The organism is Achromobacter deleyi, from assembly GCF_016127315.1.
In the GTDB taxonomy this organism is placed as follows: domain Bacteria; phylum Pseudomonadota; class Gammaproteobacteria; order Burkholderiales; family Burkholderiaceae_B; genus Achromobacter; species Achromobacter insuavis_A.
Window position 1 is genome coordinate 684,356 of record NZ_CP065997.1, and the last position, 17,696, is coordinate 702,051.

Annotated in this window: 21 protein-coding genes; 9 read left to right on the forward strand and 12 right to left on the reverse strand. The window is 65.5% G+C overall.

Translation table 11 applies throughout. From position 1 onward, the window contains the following. The 11 genes from I6I07_RS02940 to I6I07_RS02990 form a co-directional block, all read right to left on the reverse strand. Positions 1–666 (reverse strand): response regulator transcription factor, encoded by a 666-nt coding sequence (locus I6I07_RS02940; protein WP_012204578.1) that lies wholly within the window; start codon positions 664–666, stop codon positions 1–3. 14 nt (positions 667–680) lie between these two features. After that, on the reverse strand, positions 681–2,024 hold the full coding sequence (locus I6I07_RS02945) for a ferric reductase-like transmembrane domain-containing protein (RefSeq protein WP_049405830.1): 1,344 nt from the start codon (positions 2,022–2,024) through the stop codon (positions 681–683). 215 nt (positions 2,025–2,239) lie between these two features. Next, the gene (locus I6I07_RS02950) at positions 2,240–4,234 is read right to left on the reverse strand and encodes a relaxase/mobilization nuclease domain-containing protein (RefSeq protein ID WP_125347678.1); all 1,995 of its coding nucleotides are present in this window, start codon (positions 4,232–4,234) and stop codon (positions 2,240–2,242) included. A 413-nt stretch (positions 4,235–4,647) separates the two neighbouring features. Next, positions 4,648–5,244 carry a S26 family signal peptidase gene (locus tag I6I07_RS02955; protein WP_049405833.1) on the reverse strand — a complete coding sequence of 199 codons (597 nt, stop codon included), beginning with the start codon at positions 5,242–5,244 and terminating at the stop codon, positions 4,648–4,650. Continuing rightward, positions 5,241–5,777: a DUF2840 domain-containing protein gene (locus I6I07_RS02960; protein ID WP_049405835.1), complete on the reverse strand. Its 537-nt coding sequence runs from the start codon at positions 5,775–5,777 to the stop codon at positions 5,241–5,243. The genes I6I07_RS02955 and I6I07_RS02960 overlap by 4 nt, the downstream gene beginning before the upstream one ends. Continuing rightward, positions 5,774–6,058: a hypothetical protein gene (locus tag I6I07_RS02965; RefSeq protein ID WP_049405882.1), complete on the reverse strand. Its 285-nt coding sequence runs from the start codon at positions 6,056–6,058 to the stop codon at positions 5,774–5,776. The genes I6I07_RS02960 and I6I07_RS02965 overlap by 4 nt, the downstream gene beginning before the upstream one ends. Beyond that, the gene (parA, locus tag I6I07_RS02970) at positions 6,055–6,693 is read right to left on the reverse strand and encodes a ParA family partition ATPase (protein WP_049405837.1); all 639 of its coding nucleotides are present in this window, start codon (positions 6,691–6,693) and stop codon (positions 6,055–6,057) included. The genes I6I07_RS02965 and parA overlap by 4 nt, the downstream gene beginning before the upstream one ends. 253 nt (positions 6,694–6,946) lie before the next feature. Further along, the gene (locus tag I6I07_RS02975; RefSeq protein WP_049405840.1) at positions 6,947–7,804 is read right to left on the reverse strand and encodes a replication initiator protein A; all 858 of its coding nucleotides are present in this window, start codon (positions 7,802–7,804) and stop codon (positions 6,947–6,949) included. A 26-nt stretch (positions 7,805–7,830) separates the two neighbouring features. Continuing rightward, entirely contained in the window at positions 7,831–8,112 is a 282-nt protein-coding gene (locus tag I6I07_RS02980) for a helix-turn-helix transcriptional regulator (RefSeq protein WP_003107109.1), read from the reverse strand. A gap of 83 nt (positions 8,113–8,195) precedes the next feature. After that, the gene (locus I6I07_RS02985; RefSeq protein ID WP_049405843.1) at positions 8,196–8,987 is read right to left on the reverse strand and encodes a DUF2285 domain-containing protein; all 792 of its coding nucleotides are present in this window, start codon (positions 8,985–8,987) and stop codon (positions 8,196–8,198) included. Between the two features lie 343 nt (positions 8,988–9,330). Then, positions 9,331–9,678, reverse strand: a complete 348-nt coding sequence (locus I6I07_RS02990; protein ID WP_039388932.1) for a DUF2958 domain-containing protein — start codon at positions 9,676–9,678, stop codon at positions 9,331–9,333. Positions 9,679–9,893: 215 nt separating this feature from the next. Between I6I07_RS02990 and I6I07_RS02995 the strand changes: the two genes are divergently transcribed. Next, the gene (locus I6I07_RS02995; protein ID WP_011516230.1) at positions 9,894–10,187 is read left to right on the forward strand and encodes a helix-turn-helix domain-containing protein; all 294 of its coding nucleotides are present in this window, start codon (positions 9,894–9,896) and stop codon (positions 10,185–10,187) included. 47 nt (positions 10,188–10,234) lie between these two features. Further along, positions 10,235–12,022: an SIR2 family protein gene (locus I6I07_RS03000; RefSeq protein ID WP_180189870.1), complete on the forward strand. Its 1,788-nt coding sequence runs from the start codon at positions 10,235–10,237 to the stop codon at positions 12,020–12,022. Positions 12,023–12,072: 50 nt separating this feature from the next. Here the strand turns inward: I6I07_RS03000 and I6I07_RS03005 are convergent, their stop codons facing one another. Next, positions 12,073–12,387: a DUF736 domain-containing protein gene (locus tag I6I07_RS03005; protein WP_049405853.1), complete on the reverse strand. Its 315-nt coding sequence runs from the start codon at positions 12,385–12,387 to the stop codon at positions 12,073–12,075. A gap of 792 nt (positions 12,388–13,179) precedes the next feature. Here I6I07_RS03005 and I6I07_RS03010 point away from each other — a divergent pair. From I6I07_RS03010 to chrA, 7 genes are all read left to right on the forward strand, one after another. Continuing rightward, on the forward strand, positions 13,180–13,509 hold the full coding sequence (locus tag I6I07_RS03010) for an ArsR/SmtB family transcription factor (RefSeq protein WP_027457577.1): 330 nt from the start codon (positions 13,180–13,182) through the stop codon (positions 13,507–13,509). Between the two features lie 12 nt (positions 13,510–13,521). Further along, complete coding sequence (locus I6I07_RS03015) at positions 13,522–13,992, forward strand: ArsI/CadI family heavy metal resistance metalloenzyme (protein ID WP_027457578.1); 471 nt, start codon at positions 13,522–13,524, stop codon at positions 13,990–13,992. A 12-nt stretch (positions 13,993–14,004) separates the two neighbouring features. Then, positions 14,005–14,502, forward strand: a complete 498-nt coding sequence (locus tag I6I07_RS03020) for an arsenate reductase ArsC (RefSeq protein WP_027457579.1) — start codon at positions 14,005–14,007, stop codon at positions 14,500–14,502. 10 nt (positions 14,503–14,512) lie between these two features. After that, positions 14,513–15,598, forward strand: coding sequence for an ACR3 family arsenite efflux transporter (arsB, locus tag I6I07_RS03025; RefSeq protein WP_049405857.1), 1,086 nt, complete (start codon positions 14,513–14,515; stop codon positions 15,596–15,598). Between the two features lie 15 nt (positions 15,599–15,613). Beyond that, positions 15,614–16,036, forward strand: a complete 423-nt coding sequence (gene arsC, locus I6I07_RS03030; protein ID WP_027457581.1) for an arsenate reductase (glutaredoxin) — start codon at positions 15,614–15,616, stop codon at positions 16,034–16,036. A 94-nt stretch (positions 16,037–16,130) separates the two neighbouring features. After that, positions 16,131–16,433, forward strand: coding sequence for a PadR family transcriptional regulator (locus I6I07_RS03035; protein ID WP_027457582.1), 303 nt, complete (start codon positions 16,131–16,133; stop codon positions 16,431–16,433). Then, the gene (chrA, locus tag I6I07_RS03040) at positions 16,430–17,659 is read left to right on the forward strand and encodes a chromate efflux transporter (protein ID WP_049405859.1); all 1,230 of its coding nucleotides are present in this window, start codon (positions 16,430–16,432) and stop codon (positions 17,657–17,659) included. The genes I6I07_RS03035 and chrA overlap by 4 nt, the downstream gene beginning before the upstream one ends. The last annotated feature ends 37 nt before the right edge of the window (positions 17,660–17,696 follow it).

Here is a 17,696-nt window from a genome sequence, read left to right on the forward strand (position 1 = left end):
TCAGGGCAGTATGTAGCCGAAGCCACGTCGTGTCACGATCAGTTCATCCAGGCCGCACTGGGCGAGCTTGGTTCGCAAGGTGCTGACGATCACCTCCACCACCTTGTCCGATGCATCGCTGCGGCTGTCGTACAAATGTTCAAAAATCTGCGGGCGCGACAGCGTGGCGCCGCGCCGACGCAGCAGCAAGTCGAGCAGTCCATATTCCTTCGGCGTGAGCCCAAGATCAATGCCCTTGAACCTCGCGGTGCGCGAGCGCGGATCGACCTCCAGATCGCCGTGGCGCAGAACTGGAACGTCCCGTTGCGGCGGACGCCGCACCAGCGCCCGCAGGCGAGCCAGCAGTTCGGCCAGCTCGAAGGGTTTTGTCAGGTAGTCATCGGCACCCGCATCCAAGGCCCGCACCCGGTCGTCAAGCAGTTCGCGCGCGGAGAGCACCAATACCGGTGCGGCATGGGCCTCCCGGCTCAATGCGCGCAACACGCCAAAGCCGTCCAGCCGGGGCAGCATCAAGTCCAGAATGATGGCGTCGTACCGGTAGCTGGCAAGAAACTTCAGCGCGGACACGCCATCGGCTGCTGTATCGCAGGCATAGCCTTCCGACTGAAGGCTCTGGCTCAGGGCTTCGGCCAGCGTTTGCGAGTCTTCCACGATCAATACGCGCATATGCTTTCTTCCATTCAGCGCATCTCGAAAAGCTCTTGGTGGAAGGCTTCTGGCTCCAACCCCTGGGCCAGCAGGTCGGCGCGCAACGCGCGGCCGAAGGCCGTGGGGCCGCAGAACCAGACGCTGGCGTCTTTCCAACCCGGCACCATGGCACGCAGGCGTTCACCCGTCAGGCGACCGTTCTGCTTGTCGATGAGCAGGTGCAGCACAACGCCGGCCGCCTGGCTGTCGGCGCGCAGTTTCTCGATGGCCTGCGGATCAACGTCGCTCGTAGGATGAAACAAATCGACCGGGCGTGCGTCTTGGCCTTTATGCTGCGCCAAATACTTCATGCGCGCAATGAATGGCGTGATACCGATGCCGGCGCCGATCCAGATCTGGCGGGCCTTCTCGTCGTCGAAAGTGAAGCAGCCGTAAGGCCCCTCGACCGTTACCTGGTCGCCTACCCGTAGGCGCTCAGGCAGCCGGCGGGTGTGGTCGCCCAGCGCCTTGGTGATGAAGGTAATGCGCCGGTCTTCCGGCACCCAGGCTGAGGCTAGCGTGTAGGGGTGCGGGCCTTCTTTCGGGTTGGACATGGCGAAGGCAAACTGTCCGGGCCGGTGGCCGGGCCAGGCCGGGTCCATTCGCAGGGTGGTTTCCAGCACGTTCAGCGCAGAGTAGGTCTGCAGCGATTCGATGACACCGTGCGTGGTGCGCTGCGCACCGACCCGGCCCAGCAGCACCCACACCGCCGATACCGTGCCGCTCGCCAGCAGCATAGCCAAAGCCCAGCCCACGGGCTGCGCCCAGTAGGAGAACTGAACCAGCACCAAGGTGTGGAAGGCCAGCACCAAGTAGATCGCTGCCATCCAGTGGTGCGTCTTGGCGAACAGCCGGTATGGAAAGCGCTTGACCAAAGCCAGTACCAGTAGCACCGCGACGGCGTAGAAGGCCCATTCGCCCAAGTCCTCGGCCAGTCCGCGCCAGCCACGCAGCGCCGATTCAATGGAGCCCATTGAATCAGCCGCTGCGCGGGGCTTGCGCGCCGGGCGCGTCAGCCAGCCCCAGCCTACGGCCCACTTAGTACCCTGCGCCCACAGCCAGTGTATTGTTGCAGCGGCCAGAGCGGCGATGCCGAGCCACTTGTGCAGGCGGTACATCTTGTCCAGTCCGTTCAAGCTGGGCTCCAGCCACGCAGGGCGCGTGGCCAGCACCATCGCCACGGACATCGTGCCGATGGCCAGTACGCCGCTGTATTGAATCCATACCGTTCGCAGGGCGAAGTAGTTGGACTGTGCAGGCCAGAGCGTATCGGTAAAAAGCCATAGAGCGCTCAATGCCAGCGCAAAAAACCAGAACGTCCAAATTATTCTCTTCATCGTGGATTTGCCCTAAATTCTGCGGAAGGCGCATGCGGTACTGGTCTGAAACCATCAATCCAGATACGCGATAGCATGCCTTTGAATGTGGCCATGTATCCGAAATTACAGAAAATTTTAATTCTGGAATCCCAACCTTTGGTAATGCTTTGGATTGATCAACTATCAATAAATAGGATCTAATTTTTCCCACCGGCTTGTGGCATTACCTTGACTCAAGAAATGGTTGGCCCCCGATGCCGCCCAATCTCCCATGACACCGCGCCGCCGCGCACCGTCCCGGCAAGCTGCTGCCCCATTCGCTGCTCGATCACCGGTTTCCACGGCACCAGGCTGAACCCCATGCCGTCATCGAGCATCGCGTAGCGCCCGCTGGCAAGCATGACGGAGCGCCGGTAGATGCCGGCCACGCGCTGCCCATCGGACACGGGTCGATGCTCCAAGCCAGTTTCGGCCGCAATGTCTTTGGCGACCTGCGCCAGTTCCCGGTTGCGCAGTGTGCCCAGCAGGTTGCGCGCCAGGATCACGCGCTGGCCGCGCCGCACGGCCAATCCCTGTTCGGCCAGGAAGTCGGCGCGCTGCTGCATCGCCTGTTTGGCCTCGCTGCCAAAGCCGAGGTCGCCCAGGCCCGAGCCGCCGCCGATCAATTGCTGGTCGAGCCAAGTGGCCCCAATCACGCGGGCCTGCCGCTCGATGGGCAGGTGCGATTTCAGTTCCACCGCCACGCCGCCCAGACGCTGCGCGTCGTAGCGGCGGCCCTGTTCGGCCAGGTCGTCCGGCACCTTCCAAAGTCCCTCGGCCACGCGCTCCACGATGCCGGCGCGGCGCAGGGCTTCCAGCCGGCGGACGTGGACCGCGACGACTTCCTGCGGATCACGGCCCGGCACTGTCTGCCCCTGCGCGACGGCCAGATGATGGTCGGTGCGGTACAGGCCACCGCTCGCCAGTGCGGTGATGTTCTTGTCGGCCGCACGCACGTCGGCCGATCCCTTCACCGCCACCACGGCGCCGGTCGGATAGTTCGCCAGCTCGTCGCGGGCATTGAGCGCGACGTAGTGGGCCTTGCCGTCCACGCCGTCGATGACCAGATAGCCCCGGTCGCGCAGCTCGTCGGCCAGCCCCTTCGCGGCTACGCGCCCGAGAATGGTTCGGCCATCGTCGCCCGGCTCGAACACTGCCAGCTCGCGCGGCTCGCCGCGCATGGCCCGCTGCATGGTGCGGATGATGTCGCCACGCTCGCCCAGGGTGCGCAGGGTCTTTCCCGCGTCGGCGTGGACGGCCCAGGTGCCGGGCTGCATTTCGTCGGCCAGGCCCAGGCGCTGCAAGCGTTGCAGCCGGCCAACCAGCAACAGGCGCTGGCGTTGCAGTCTCGGTTCGTTGAAGCGTTCGATCTGCACTCGGCCGTCGTCGCCGGCCTCGCGTTGCAGGGTGCGATCCAGGCTCGTCCACCGCTCCTGCTTCACCTCGCGCTGCAAGGTCTGCTGGATCTCCAGCTCGGTGCGCGGCCCCAGCCATTCGGTCGCCAGCTCGGCGGCGCGATGGCGGAAGCCATCGGCGATGTAGTCGCCCGCAATGATGAGGTCTTTGCCGGTGTCGTCGCGCCCGCGCACGACTATGTGCGTGTGCGGGTTGTCGGTGTTCCAGTGGTTGACGGCCACCCAATCGAGGCCCGTGCCCAGGTCGGCTTCCATGCGGCCCATGAGGTGCCGCGTGTAGGTGCGCAGGTCTTCCAGCTCGGCGCCATCCTCGGGCGAGAGGATGAAGCGGAAATGGTGTCGGTCGTCGGCGCAGCGTTCCTTGAAGGCGTCGAGGTCGGCGGCATCGGTCTGCGGCCCGTAGGCTTGGCCCGGCTCGCCATCGCGGCCCACGCCATCGCGCTCGATGTAGCGCAGGTGCTTGGCGAGCGACTGCGGGCTGGCCTGGCGCTGGTTGACCAGCAGCGTCTTGATGGTCACGCGCCGCGACATGGGCGTGAGCTTCGCCCCCGCGAAGCGCGCCGCCGTGTGGCCGCGCCCCAGGCGCGAACCGGGCCGCTGGCCGGTGTCCGCGCCCTTGCCGGTTCCGCCTGGACGGCGCACTGAGGACTTGCCGCTGCTGGCCTTGCCTGCCTGCTTGAGTACCTTGGAAACGAAGCTCTGACCTTGGCCCTTGCCTCGGTTCTTCGGGGCGCTGGGGCGGATGCGGAAATCTTCATCGCGGCGGTTGCTCATGGCTGCGCTCCCTGAAGGCTGTGGCGTGTCCGGTCGTGCAAAGCACGCGGACATGCCTGTACCGGCGCGGGCCTCGCGCCCCAAGCGGCACGGCGGCGAAGCCGCGCCGTGCCGCGCCACCCCCACGTGCAGACAGGCTTTGCGGGCCGACAGGTGCCGCCCCCTTTTGTCTTGCCTTCCGCCTTTGCCCCTCGCTGGCGCTCCAGGCGGCGGCGGCCCGGCGGCGCTGCTGCGCGAGCAGCCAGCGCGCCGGCGAACGCGCGAACAGGTGTGATGAGGGCCACAGGCCGGGCGCGTTCTAGGCAAGACGCCTGCACATGGGAAGGCAGCGCCGGATATTGCGCGAGGTGCAGCGCGAATGCGCTCGCACTGCACGCGCAACGACACGGCAACGTGCAGCGAGTCGTTGGCCATCATGGGCGGGACTCCAGCCAGACCGGATGCGCGACACCGATCACGGTGGACGCGCTGACCGGCCCGAAATACCGGCTATCGAACGACGCCGGGTTGGTCACGCTCAAGAGGAACAGTTCGCCAGGCCGAAGCTGGCGGCACTGCCTCCATGAGGGCAGCGGACGGCCCAGCCGGTCGGTGGGTAGGACGGCGGCCACCGGCACGCCGTCGATCCAGACCAGCGCATCGAACACGCACACCGATTGCGGCGCGACCGCGCCCACGCGCTTGAGCAACGGCACGCGCGCAGGCAGGTAGCGGCGCTGCGCAGCCAGCGCGGCGGTGTCCGCCGGCAACGTGGTCAGGACGATGCTGCCAACGGACAAAGGCCGGAGCAGCGAGCCGGTGTGCTGGTGGAGCGGCTCCACGTGATACCAGCCGACCGCCACGCTGTCGGATGGGTTGTAGATCAGGCGCGGCATCGGTTGCACGAAGGACGCCCAGGCCAGCGCAGCGAGGCCGCAGGCGGACAGGCCCGCCAGCACGAGGCGAGCGCGCAAACGTGCGCGGGGCGAGCGAGGACGCGGCGCGGTGCCGGCAGTCGAAACGGCGGTCATGGCAACCCCCTCCCGATGAGCCAAGCGGCGTGCCGCTCGGCGGTGTATTCGGGCAGCGGCAGGCGCGCAGCGAGCCGGTTGGCGAGCGTGCGCCAGTACGCGGGCGAAACGGCGACGGGCGCGATGCCCATCGCCTCGATGGCGTCGATGCGTTCCAGCACGGCGCGCACTGCGTTCTCGCCCTCGGCGTGCAGCAGCAGGCGCGCGCCCGGCTGTACGCCGGGGATGCGCTGTGCCGCATCGAGCGGCATGCAAGTCTGCATGACCATGAGCTGCCAGCGGATCGTGCCGTAATCGTTGGCTTGCCAGCGAACACGGCACAGAACCGCGTTCGGCAGGAACACGGCGCAGCGGCGCCAGCGGTCAAGTTGGTAAGTGCGCGCGGGTTCACCGAAGCGCAGATAGAGCTTGAAACGGGCTTCGATGTAGGCCAGCGCCACGCGCGTCAGCGGCGCGCTGGCAGGCTGGACGGTGGTAGGTGCTGCGAGCGCAGCCGTGGCCGTGCCAGCGGCAGGCAAAGCGGATGCAGTCATGGTGTGTGCTCCTTGCGGTGCTCTGGAAACTCCCGCTCCAGCAGGCTGCGCAGCAGGTCGGCCACGGTCACGCCTTGCGTGAAGGCCGATACCTTGATGCGCGAGCGCATCGCGGGCGTGATGTCGAGCGTCAGGCGAGCCGTGTAGAGGTCTACCTTGCCCAGCGCATCCGCGTCGCCCTGGCGAATCCACGCCTCGGCGTGCGGATTCGCCGGCGGGCGCGCGCCGATGCCGACGCGCTTGGCCGGGCGTTTGCTGTTCGGTGGCGGCTTTGCTGTCATGGCGTCCACCACAGCAGTTCGTCCACCAGGGCTGTGATTTCGCGGGCGGCGGCGCTGTCCGGCGCCGTCTCGCGTGCAAGCCGGCCAGCAGCCACGCTGTCGGCGAAGACGATGCGTTGATGCACTTCCGAGCGCAGCGCGGGAAGCGGCTGGTCTGCGAGCGCCTGGCGCGCTTCGCGCCCGATCACGGTGGTACTGACGCGCCGATTGATGACGAAGGCCGCGCGTAGCGCAGGCCGAAACACCTGCGCCTCGCGAATCAGCGCGACCATCTCGGCGCTGGCCCACAGGTCATAGGGACTGGGCTGCACCGGGATCAGCACGCGCTCGGCCGCCAGCAGCGCGGAGCGCGCCAAGGCGGCAATGCGCGGCGGGCCGTCGATGACGACGTGATCGGCCCGTCTGGCGAGTTCCGGCGCTTCCTGATGCAGCGTTTCGCGGGCGAGGCCCACGGCACTGAACAACCGTGGCAAGCCTTGCTGGCTTCGGCGCTGCGTCCAGTCCAGCGATGAACCCTGCGGGTCGGCGTCCAGCAGCACGACGTGCTGCCCGCGCATCGCCAACTCGCCGGCGATGTGCGTGGCGAGCGTGGTCTTGCCCACGCCGCCCTTCTGGTTGAGCAGCGCGACGATCATGGCCTGGCCCTCCATGCTGGAAAGCCCGGCTGTTGCCGCTGCGTTTGCGGCCGCGTGGTGGTTGTCCACCGCAGCGGCGTTTCCCTACTAAAAGTTAGAGAAATTAAGTTAGGGAAGTTAGAGGGCAAGGAAACCCAGTGCTGGCGCGGGTTTGCGGCCGATCGGCACGCCTGATAGCACGATAGTTCCACGCCTGATAGCACGATACCCCGCACGCCTGATAGCACGACACCATCCACAGGATTTTCCGAAGTTATCCCCGTGCCGTATGCGGCACGGGCCGGAAGGTCAGCAGCTCCATGCCGTTGTCCGGCATCCGCTCGATGCCTAGGACGTAGCCGGGCAGCGACTGCCGTGCGACCAGCGCGCGCAGATCGCAGGCGAAGTCGTAGGGCTTCGCGGTGCTGCCGGACTTCTGGTGCAGGTAGCGGAAGTCGAATTGCCAGCCGTATTCCTGCTTGCCGCCGTGCTTGCGTACCAGTCGATACAGCCACCGCTCGATGCCGCCCGTGAGCCGGAAGTACGCCGGGTCGATGGTCAGCGCCAGGGCGGCGTCGAGCACGCCGGCATAGAACCAGTCCGGCAGGATCAGTTCGATGCCCAGCGGCGTGCCACTGGCATCGGCCAGTTCCTTCCATTCGTTGATCCACGAAAACCGATGCAAGCGTCGCCCGGTCGTCTCGCGGATGGACGTGGCCACGGTGGTCGATTGCAGCCGATCCAAGGCCGCTTTGAGGCGCTGGTAGTCGCGCAGTGACTTGCCGCGCCCGATGAAGCGCAGGATCTCGTAGGGAGTGGCGCGCATCAGCCGCGAGGGGCGCAGGCCCGCATCCTTCGCCTCCACGATCTGCGAGGCCGCCCAGATCAGCACGTCCGCATCCCAAATCGTGGCGATGCCGTGCTCGGCCGTGCCTTCCACGCGGATCGTCACGTTGCCCGCGCGGAAGTCGATGGGCTTGACCCGCTTGGACTTGCCGAGCGAGAAGAACGGATAGGCCATCAAGTCCTGGCTGTCGCGCGGTGCCATGTCGCCGGGCAAGGCGCGGAACAGGTCGAGCTGTTCGCGCTCCTGCAACGGCCGCTGCCGGGACGGCAGCGCGGTGCTGGACATGGCGATGGCCTGCCGCGCGCCGCCGATCAGCGCGCACGGCTGTCGGCCGAGTGGTGCTCGGCGTATTCGGGATCGGAGGTCGTCTCGAAGCTGCGGTCGGCAGCCCAGGCATCGAGGTCGGCCACGGCGTACATGACGCGCCGGCCGAACTTGCGAAAGCGCGGGCCGCCGCCGATCACGCGCTGCTTTTCCAGCGTGCGCGGCGACAGGCGCAAGTATTCGGCGGCTTCGTCGTTGGTGAGATAGCGTTGGGGCTGCGCGGCAGCGGTCGAGACAGTGGCGGCAGGCCGCAAGGGAGCAGGACGCATGGTAAGAACCTCCATAGCTTTCAAAGCTCCGGCCACACAGCGCAACCGGATGGAGGCAGTCTCAGAAAACGAAGCCCTCTTGCTCAGGGTCGTTTTGCGTCCTCTTCAAAACGACCCTTCTCAAGCGGCGCAAGCTGTGCTAGGCGGCGATAGCCGCCGCGCATCAGCGCATCGCCGCGCCGCACCAGGCGGCGCACCTTGGAGCGCAGGCCGCCGTCGCTGTACCAATCGGCCACGGCGTCCACGCCGAACAGCCCTTCGCCAACCTCGCGCAAGGACGCACCGGCCAGGGTTGCGTCGAGCGCCTGCAAGGTATGCAGCTCCAGCAGCGCGGCAGGAGGCGGCCTGGGCATGGCATGGGCCAGAGCGGCATTCGGCACGGGCGCATGGCCACGGGCAGGCGCGGCAGCGCCGCCGCCACCACTTCCGCGATAGGCATGGGCGACCGCCATGCCATCTTCCAGTCCGGGAGCAAGCGCGAAGCGCGCGCAATGGCCGGGGCTGCGCGCGATCAGCGCCAGACCCTTGCCGTCGTGCAGCAGTTGCTTGTGTCCGGGTATGCGCCAGAACGCGAAGACGGCCGCATCCGGCGGTGGATCGGCATCGGGATGGAGCTGCACCACGGCCGCATGACCGGGCAGCCAGGCTGGATGCGCGTCGCGCGCATCCAGCGCCGGGTCTTCCAGCAGGCGCAAGCCCCAGCGATGCGCCGCCTGCTGTGCGGCCTGCGTCCGGCGATGGTGGCGCAGCCAGTCGAGCCGGTAGTCGGGATGCCTGCGCAGGTACTCCCAGGCCAGCGCAAGCGCATCCAGCCACAGGATGTAGAGGTAGGCGGCAGTGGGATACCAGTGCGCAACATGATGAGACTGGATCATGGCGAAAGCTCCTGTAGAACCGCAGGAACGCCGCCACGGGCAGATCAAAACGGAGCTACCGCATCCAGATCAAAACCATCATTTGCATCAATTCAAAGCTGTAACATGCGGTGTCAAGACCAATTGGCTCCGGTGTATTGCGAATCCCGTCCGAATGCGACGGCCGCCTGACCTCAAAACGTCCTGCGGCATAAAGCACCGTGCCCGAACCCGCATCAGAGATCGTGACTGATTCGGTCATGCCAGCACGGTTTTGGTGCAAGAGTGCGAATTCAGACCGGACAGGTCTGGAGTAAGACGGAAATAGTCTCAATACGCCTCGCTTGGCCGCAGGGCGAATCGCTCAATCGAGGACGGAACCGTTCTCCTGGGCCAGCCGCAGATATTCCGACAGCGGGCGTGCCGCCTGGAAATACCGATCACGCATCACGGGCTGCTTGCGCGGCCCGACGATGGACTCCAGATCGGACAGCTTCACGGTGCCCAGCTCAGGCATACCGATCCCCAGGTCGATCAGGCCGAAGGCCGTATCGGCATCAACGGGATCGAGCGCGGTCAGCAGCCAGATGGCGTGCGCGTCGGGGGTGAACAGCCGCACGACGGGTAGCGGGTCGATGGCCTCGCCACCGGCACGGGCCCGGCCGTGGGCCAGCAACTGCCTGCGCTCGTCCTCGGTGATGAGTCGATTCATGGGCGGCCCCTTCTTGGAACAAATCCGCCGAAACGTGAAAACGTAAAGCCATCTCGGCGGATTTGGAGATATGCACGGATGCGGCTTTGCGCTTTTGTGGGAAGCCGCAAAGGCGGATTTCCGTAAAAACGTAGAACCACAAAAAAGGATTGAATCGTATGAATGAGTTAAAGATAACGTGGTTTTAATTGTGCTGCGAATTGACGCTTCTGTCTATGCAGAAGCGAACCGTCCAGCGCGGCCGACCGGCCGGCTCCACCACCCATGACGCCGAGTTGGCTCACGCCTTCGGCGCGGCGGTGCGTGCGCTGCGGATGGAGCGCGGCATCGCGCAAGAATCGCTGGCGCACCAGGCCGGCATCGAGCGCTCCCACATGGGCAAGATCGAGCGCGGCGAGCACATGCCCACGCTGGCGATCATCTTCAAGATCGCCGGTGCGCTCGAATGCAGCACGGCCGTGCTGATGAGCGAGGCTGAAAGCCAGCTCGCAGCAGCGGCCCAGCCGTAGGCGATGGCCGGCCGATCCAGCACTATCTTGACGAAGACTGAAGATCAATGACATTGCTCCAGAACGATCCCATTACCCAACTGGCGTTTTCCGTATACGAGAACAAAGGCGTCTTCGCTGTTCTACTGGGGTCGGGCCTGTCTCGCTCCGCAGAAATTCCTACAGGCTGGGAAATCACTCTGGACTTGGTGCGCCGCGTAGCCGAGGCTCAAGGTGCTCCAGAGCAATCTGACTGGGCGAAGTGGTATCGCGAAAAGACAGGCCAGGAACCGAACTATTCCGTGTTGCTGGAGGAGATCGCCAGCTCACCGGATGAACGCAGGGCGATCCTGCATCGCTACATCGAGCCGGATGAACAGGATCGCGAGGAAGGTCGGAAGACGCCAACCAAAGCACACCACGCCATTGCACAGTTGGTTCGAGCCGGTTATGTGCGGGTCATCGTCACCACCAATTTCGACCGGCTCATGGAGAACGCCCTGCGGGAACAGGGGATCGAGCCGACGGTCGTGGCCTCTGCGGACGCGCTCGCGGGCGCCGAACCTTTGACCCACAGCCACTGCTATGTGCTCAAGCTGCATGGCGACTACAAGGACGCCCGTATCCTGAACACCGATCAGGAACTGAGCGCCTATCCCGATGGCTACAACCGGCTGCTGGATCGCATCTTTGATGAGCATGGTCTGATCATCTGCGGCTGGTCAGGCGAGTGGGATCATGCCTTGCGTGCAGCCTTCCTTCGCGCACCCAACCGGCGCTATCCGGTCTATTGGGCGGCGCGCGGAACGCTGGGATCGGGCGCACAAGAGTTGGCGACACACAGGGCCGCAAGGGCCATTCCGATCACTGGTGCCGATGAGTTCTTCCAAACTCTTCAGCAGCGAGTCGAGACCCTTGAGAAAAGCCAGCGTCAGAACCCTTTGAGCGTGGAACTGCTGGTCAGCAGCGCCAAACGCTATCTCGCCAAGCCTGAGCATCGCATTCAGTTGGATGAGCTTTTCGCGCAGGAGACTGATCGGCTACTCGCCCAATTGGACGGTGACATGTTTTCCGTGCAGGGACAGTGGAGCCCGGAGAGCTTCCGCGCAAGAATCCGGCTGTATGAGTCCATGACCGAGCCGCTGGCCCGCATGGCGGGCGTTCTCGGGCGATGGGGCGACGGCAAGGACTTTGACGTGGTGTTGGACGTGCTTCGCAGCCTGTACCACCACGCTGGCAAGATCGGCAACGGCCTGACTGCGTGGCTGAATCTCCGCGCCTATCCCGCCGTTCTGATCTTCACGGCCTATGGGATCGGGCTAACCAAAGCTGCGCGATGGGACACGCTGCTCAAGCTGTTTTCGTCCGCGCTGGCCACGGAACATCGCGAACCGCAGCGGATTGTCTCGACACTGTTCCTCTGGTCGTGGGCAGGCGGCGAACAACAACTCTGGCAACAGCTCGAAGATATGGATCGTCGCAAGACTCCGCTGAGCGATCATCTTCTGGAAGTGATGACGCATTGGCGCAAGAGCTTCACAGGTGCCGATGCAAATTTCGAACTGCTGTTCGAGCGCTTCGAGGTGACGGGGTCGCTTGCTGCGTTCCATGAGAACGATGAGGCGCAGTTGGAGAAAGCCATCGAGGCATCAGCGGCGCGCAATGATGTGCTTGCCTGGATGCCAGTTGGCCGATCCGGCTGGCACAGCGCCGGGGCACGAACGCTGCTTCAAGAGCTTGAGGATGAGTCTCGGATCGCTGAGCTTTTGAAGGCAGGCTACGCCAAGGGAAGCCGCCGCTTTCTTCAACTCTTCGTCGAAAACTTCAAGCTGTACGCCCGGCGTATGGGCTGGTAACGCATTTGCTGTGCTGAAGCGCCCCGCCGCATGGCGGGGCACGGTGGCGGTCACGCCGCCTGGGGCTTGCTGCGCGACCAGATCAGGTCGTGCGTGCCGTCCTCGCCTTCGATCAGACGGGCGTAGACCGTGGCCGGGAACGAAGGATCATCGAGGGTCACGGAGATGTACTCCCGCCCGGCCTCGCTGGTCTTCTTCCACGCCGCGCCGATGTCATGACTGGCGGCCTGCAGGCGGAAGTCCGGAGCCTTCTCGTTGTCCCCCTTGTCGTTGGACACCAGCTTGACCTTGACGTTGAGTGTCAGGGTGCGAAGCGTGCCGGTGAAGCCGTCTTTGTCTGCGGTGAAGGTGCCGATGTTGGCCATGCTGATTTCTCCTTACGGTGGAACAAGGTTCGCGCCCATCGCGTCCTTGTTGTGATCCGGCCGGCGGGGGGCGGGCTGGCTGCACCGCTTGCGGCCGCAACGCAGTGAAGGGCCGGGAGGCGAAAAGAATTTGTCCCGCGAGGAATGCGCCGAACGCAGTGACAAAGCAGGGGAAATTGTTTTCGTCGGACGGTTGCAGCCATGAAGCCCGAGGCGCAGCCGCGCCCCTGCCAGGATTCACAACAACACAAGGACGCCTTGGGCCGAACCACCCCCATCCGAAAGGAGACAGGGCCGGCTCGGCATCCCCGCCCGAAGGCTGCACCGGCTCGTCCCCTGACGCGGGCCAGGTCAATCCCCCGACGATAGGCGAGAACGCCCCCGCCGCACCTTCCGGCGCCGGTCTTGAGGCGTGGCCTGGAAGCTCCATAGCGATGCCGGGTGGGTTGTCCGTGAACCGTCCTTCGTGACGTGATGGGCAGGAACCGCCAGCGTCGAAGACGGCACGCATTTGCACAACCTGCCGCAGAAAGCCCCGGCGTACCCACCAGGCCCTGCCCACACGGCGGGGCGCTGGCCGGGCCGATCCAGCGCAGCCGGTTCGGCCGCATCGAGGGGTGCCAAGCCGTGCGCGGCGGGGATAGCCCGCAGGGCTTTCCCCTGGAAGCAAACGCAGTGCGCAGCGCCGCAGGCGCGAAGGCGTGAGCAACTGTCTTGAAAGTCAAGCCACGCAGGCTTGATCCAGCATAAGCGGCATTGCCATTGATTCAATAATTGATGTATTATTGAATAATGAATGAAGCCCAAGCCGTTTCCGCCCTCGGTGCCCTGGCCCATGCCCAGCGCCTGCGCGTGTTCCGATCCCTAGTCGTCGCCGGCCCCGAAGGGCTCACGCCCAGCGTTCTGGCCGATCAGCTCGACGTGGCCCGCAACGCGCTGTCCTTCCACCTGAAGGAACTGGCTCATGCTGGCCTCGTCACCATCGAACAGCAAGGCCGCAACCTGATCTACCGCGCCGACTTCAGCCAGATGAATGGGCTGCTCGGCTACCTGACCGAGCACTGCTGCCAAGGCAGCACGTGCGAGGTCAGTGATTCCTCCTCTGCCTGTACCTCCTGCTGAAAGGATCTCCCCATGAAGCGCTTCCACGTCCACCTGCACGTCGATGACCTGAACCGCAGCATCGGCTTCTATTCCCAACTGTTCGCCGCGCAGCCCGCGCGCGTCGAAAGCGACTACGCCAAATGGATGCTCGAAGACCCGCCGGTCAACTTCGCCATCTCCACACGTGGCAACAAGCCGGGCATTGACCACCTGGGTATCCAGACCGACGATGCCGAGGAATTGGCGGTGCTGAAGGCCCGCGCCGAGGCGGCCGACATGACGCTGCTGGACGAGGGCACCACGACCTGCTGCTACGCGCGCAGCGAGAAGCACTGGATCACCGACCCGCAGGGCGTGGCCTGGGAGCACTTTCACACGCTGGGCAATATTCCGGTCTTTAACGAAGCGGCGCCTGCAGCGACTTCCGCCGCAGCGTGCTGTACCCCGGTGCGCGGCAAGCCGATGGGCGTTGCGGTGAAGCCGGCCTCCTCCTGCTGCTGATGTGAGATACCCATGACCACCGACAAGATCTACAGCGCCCTGTTCATCTGCACGGGTAACTCGGCTCGCTCCATCCTGGCCGAAGGCATCCTCAATGAATTGGGCCAGGGGCGCTTTCGCGCCTACTCGGCGGGCAGCCACCCCAAGGGCGAAGTCCACCCACTGGCGCTCGCCACGCTGGAGCGGCTGCACATGCCGACCGCTGGCTACCGCAGCAAGAACTGGGATGAGTTCGCGGCGCCCGGTGCACCGGAGCTGGATTTCATATTCACGGTCTGCGACAACGCCGCCGGCGAGGTCTGCCCGGTGTGGCCGGGACGGCCAATGTCGGCGCATTGGGGCGTTCCTGACCCCGCAGCCGTCAAAGGCACCGATGAGCAGAAGCGCAAGGCATTCACGGATGCGGCGCTGACGCTGCGCCGACGCATCGAGCTGTTCCTGTCGCTGCCGCTGCAGCGGCTGGACGCCATGTCGTTGCAGCATGAGCTGCGCAATATCGGTACGAAGTGAGGCCGGGGCAATGAATGCAATCCCTGAAGCGCTGCGGCCTGAACAAGCGCCGCAGCCCATGAGCCTCTTCGAGCGCTACCTGACGCTGTGGGTGTTCCTGTGCATCGTGCTGGGCGTGGCCCTGGGCCAGTTCGCACCCGGCGTGTTCCAGGCCATCGGCCGCCTCGAGGTCGCGCAGGTCAACCTGCCGGTGGGCCTGTTGATCTGGGTCATGGTCATTCCCATGCTGCTCAAGGTGGACTTCGGTGCGCTGGGCCAGGTCAGGCAGCATTGGCGCGGCATTGGCGTGACGCTGTTCATCAACTGGGCCGTCAAGCCGTTTTCGATGGCGCTGCTGGCCTGGATCTTCGTGCGCCAGATCTTCGCCCAGTGGCTGCCGGCCGACCAGCTCGACAGCTATGTTGCCGGCCTGATCCTGCTGGCCGCCGCGCCCTGCACGGCCATGGTCTTCGTCTGGAGCCGGCTGACCGGCGGCGACCCGGCGTTCACGCTGTCGCAGGTGGCGCTGAACGACACCATCATGGTCTTCGCCTTTGCGCCCATCGTCGGCCTGCTGCTGGGCCTGTCGTCCATCAGCGTGCCCTGGAGCACGCTGATGGTGTCGGTGCTGCTCTACATCGTGATCCCGGTCATCCTCGCGCAACTCTGGCGCCGCGCGCTGCTGCGCCAGGGCCAGGCCGCCTTCGATGCCGCGCTGGCCCGCATCGGCCCGCTGTCCATGGCCGCGCTGCTGCTCACGCTGGTGCTGCTGTTCGCCTTCCAGGGCGAGGCCATCCTGCGCCAACCGCTGGTGATCGCCATGCTGGCCGTGCCCATCCTGATCCAGGTGCTGTTCAACTCGGGGCTGGCCTACTGGCTCAACCGCCAGGTGGGCGAGCAGCACCGCATCGCCTGCCCGTCGGCACTGATCGGCGCTTCCAATTTCTTCGAATTGGCGGTGGCCGCCGCCATCAGCCTGTTCGGCTTCCAGTCCGGCGCGGCGCTGGCCACCGTGGTCGGCGTGCTGATCGAGGTACCCGTGATGCTGCTGGTCGTGCGCGTGGTCAACCGCTCGCGCGGCTGGTACGAATGCGGCCCGAACCCTTCCTCCCGCTAACCCAGGCAAGCCACCATGAGCAACATCACCATCTACCACAACCCCGCCTGCGGCACGTCGCGCAACGTGCTGGCCCTGATCCGCAACAGCGGCGAGGAGCCCACGGTCATCGAGTACCTGAAGACGCCGCCCGACCGGGCGACGCTGACGGCACTGATCGCCGCGATGGGCGTATCGGCGCGCGCCGTGCTGCGCGAGAAAGGCACGCCCTATGCCGAGCTGGGCCTGGATGACCCGCAGTGGAGCGACGTGCAGTTGATCGACTTCATGCTCCAGCACCCCGTCCTCATCAACCGGCCCATCGTGGTCACGCCGCTGGGCACGCGCCTGTGCCGGCCATCGGAGGCCGTGCTGGACATCTTGCCGCAGCCGCAGCGCGGCGCGTTCAACAAAGAGGATGGTGAGGCCGTGGTGGATGCTGAGGGTCGCAAGGTCTAAATACCTCTGCGTGCGCAGTCGGGTGATCTGAAGCTGATATTATCGAATTTCGTTATCGATATTCGATATGAAAGAACAATCGACACCGCGCGCTATGGAGCACCACGACTTGCTGTCGGGACTGATCCGCCTGCATGTGCTGCACCACGCGGCCGAGCAGGAGATCTACGGGCAATGGATGATCGACGAGCTGGCCCACCACGGCTACCGCCTCTCTCCCGGAACGCTGTACCCGATGTTGCACAAGATGGAGCGCGACGGCTACCTCGTCTCCCGCCAGGAGCGTGAAGGGCGCACCGTGCGCAAGCTCTACACGATCACGCCCAAGGGCAAGGAAGGCTTGGCACTGGCCAAGGAACGCATCCGGGAGTTCACCGGGGAGGCGATGCACAAATGACAGATTCAACCAACACCTTGCAGCATGAGTCCGCAGCCGCGCGCGGCTCACCCGTCGAAGTCTTCGGCGCCTTTCTCAAGCTGGGGCTGACCTCCTTCGGCGGGCCGATCGCGCACCTGGGCTATTTCCGCTCGGAGTTTGTCGAGCGCCGCCGCTGGCTGGATGACCGCAGCTACTCCGACCTGGTCGCCCTGTGCCAGCTCCTGCCCGGCCCGGCCAGCAGCCAGGTGGGCATGGCGCTGGGGCTGGGCCGCGCGGGCTGGCTGGGGCTGCTGGCGGCCTGGGCCGGATTCACCTTGCCATCGGCGATTGCGCTGATCCTGTTCGCCTTTGGCATCGCCGAGTACCAGGGGCTGGCCCAGTCCGGCTGGGTCCATGGGCTCAAGGTGGTGGCCGTGGCCATCGTGGCCCAGGCAGTCTGGGGCATGGCCCGGTCGTTGTGCCCGGACCGGTCGCGCGCCGCCCTGGCCATTCTGGCGGCGCTGCTGACCATCATTCTTCCCTCGGCGATGGGGCAGATCGCCGCCATCACGGTGGCGGGATTGCTGGGCTGGTGGGGCTTGAAGATCGCACAGCCTGGCGGCGGCCATGCCCATAGCTACCCGGTTTCGCGCAAGCTGGGCGTCGTGGCACTGCTGCTGTTTGCCGCCCCACTCGTTGGGCTGCCCCTGTGGGCCGCAGCCACGGACTCGTTCACGATAGCGCTGCTGGAAGGGGTGTATCGCTCCGGTGCATTGGTCTTCGGTGGTGGGCACGTCGTGCTGCCGCTGCTGCAGGCCGCCGTGGTGCCGAGCGGCGTCGTGAGCAACGCCGACTTCCTGGCCGGCTACGGCGCGGCGCAGGCCGTGCCGGGGCCGCTGTTCACGTTCTCGGCCTACCTCGGCGCGGTTGCTCACGGCCCGCTGCATGGCTGGATCGGCGGGCTGGCACTCCTGGGCACCATCTTCCTCCCGGCCTTCTTCGTGCTGGTCGGCGCACTGCCATTTTGGGAAGGATTGCGCCACCGCGCGGGCATCCAGACGGCCATGGCCGGCATCAACGCCGGCGTGGTCGGCATTCTGGTGTCCGCCCTCTATGACCCGGTATGGACGAGTGCCATCCACGGCAAGGCGGATTTTGGGCTGGCGCTGCTCTCGTTCGGGCTGCTGACGGTGGGACGCGTGCCGCCAGCGCTCGTGGTGCTGCTGGCCGGGCTGGCGGGCTGGGTCATGGCGATGGGTATCTGAAGCCCATTCGCCGGCGCAGCGGCCGGCCGGACATGGG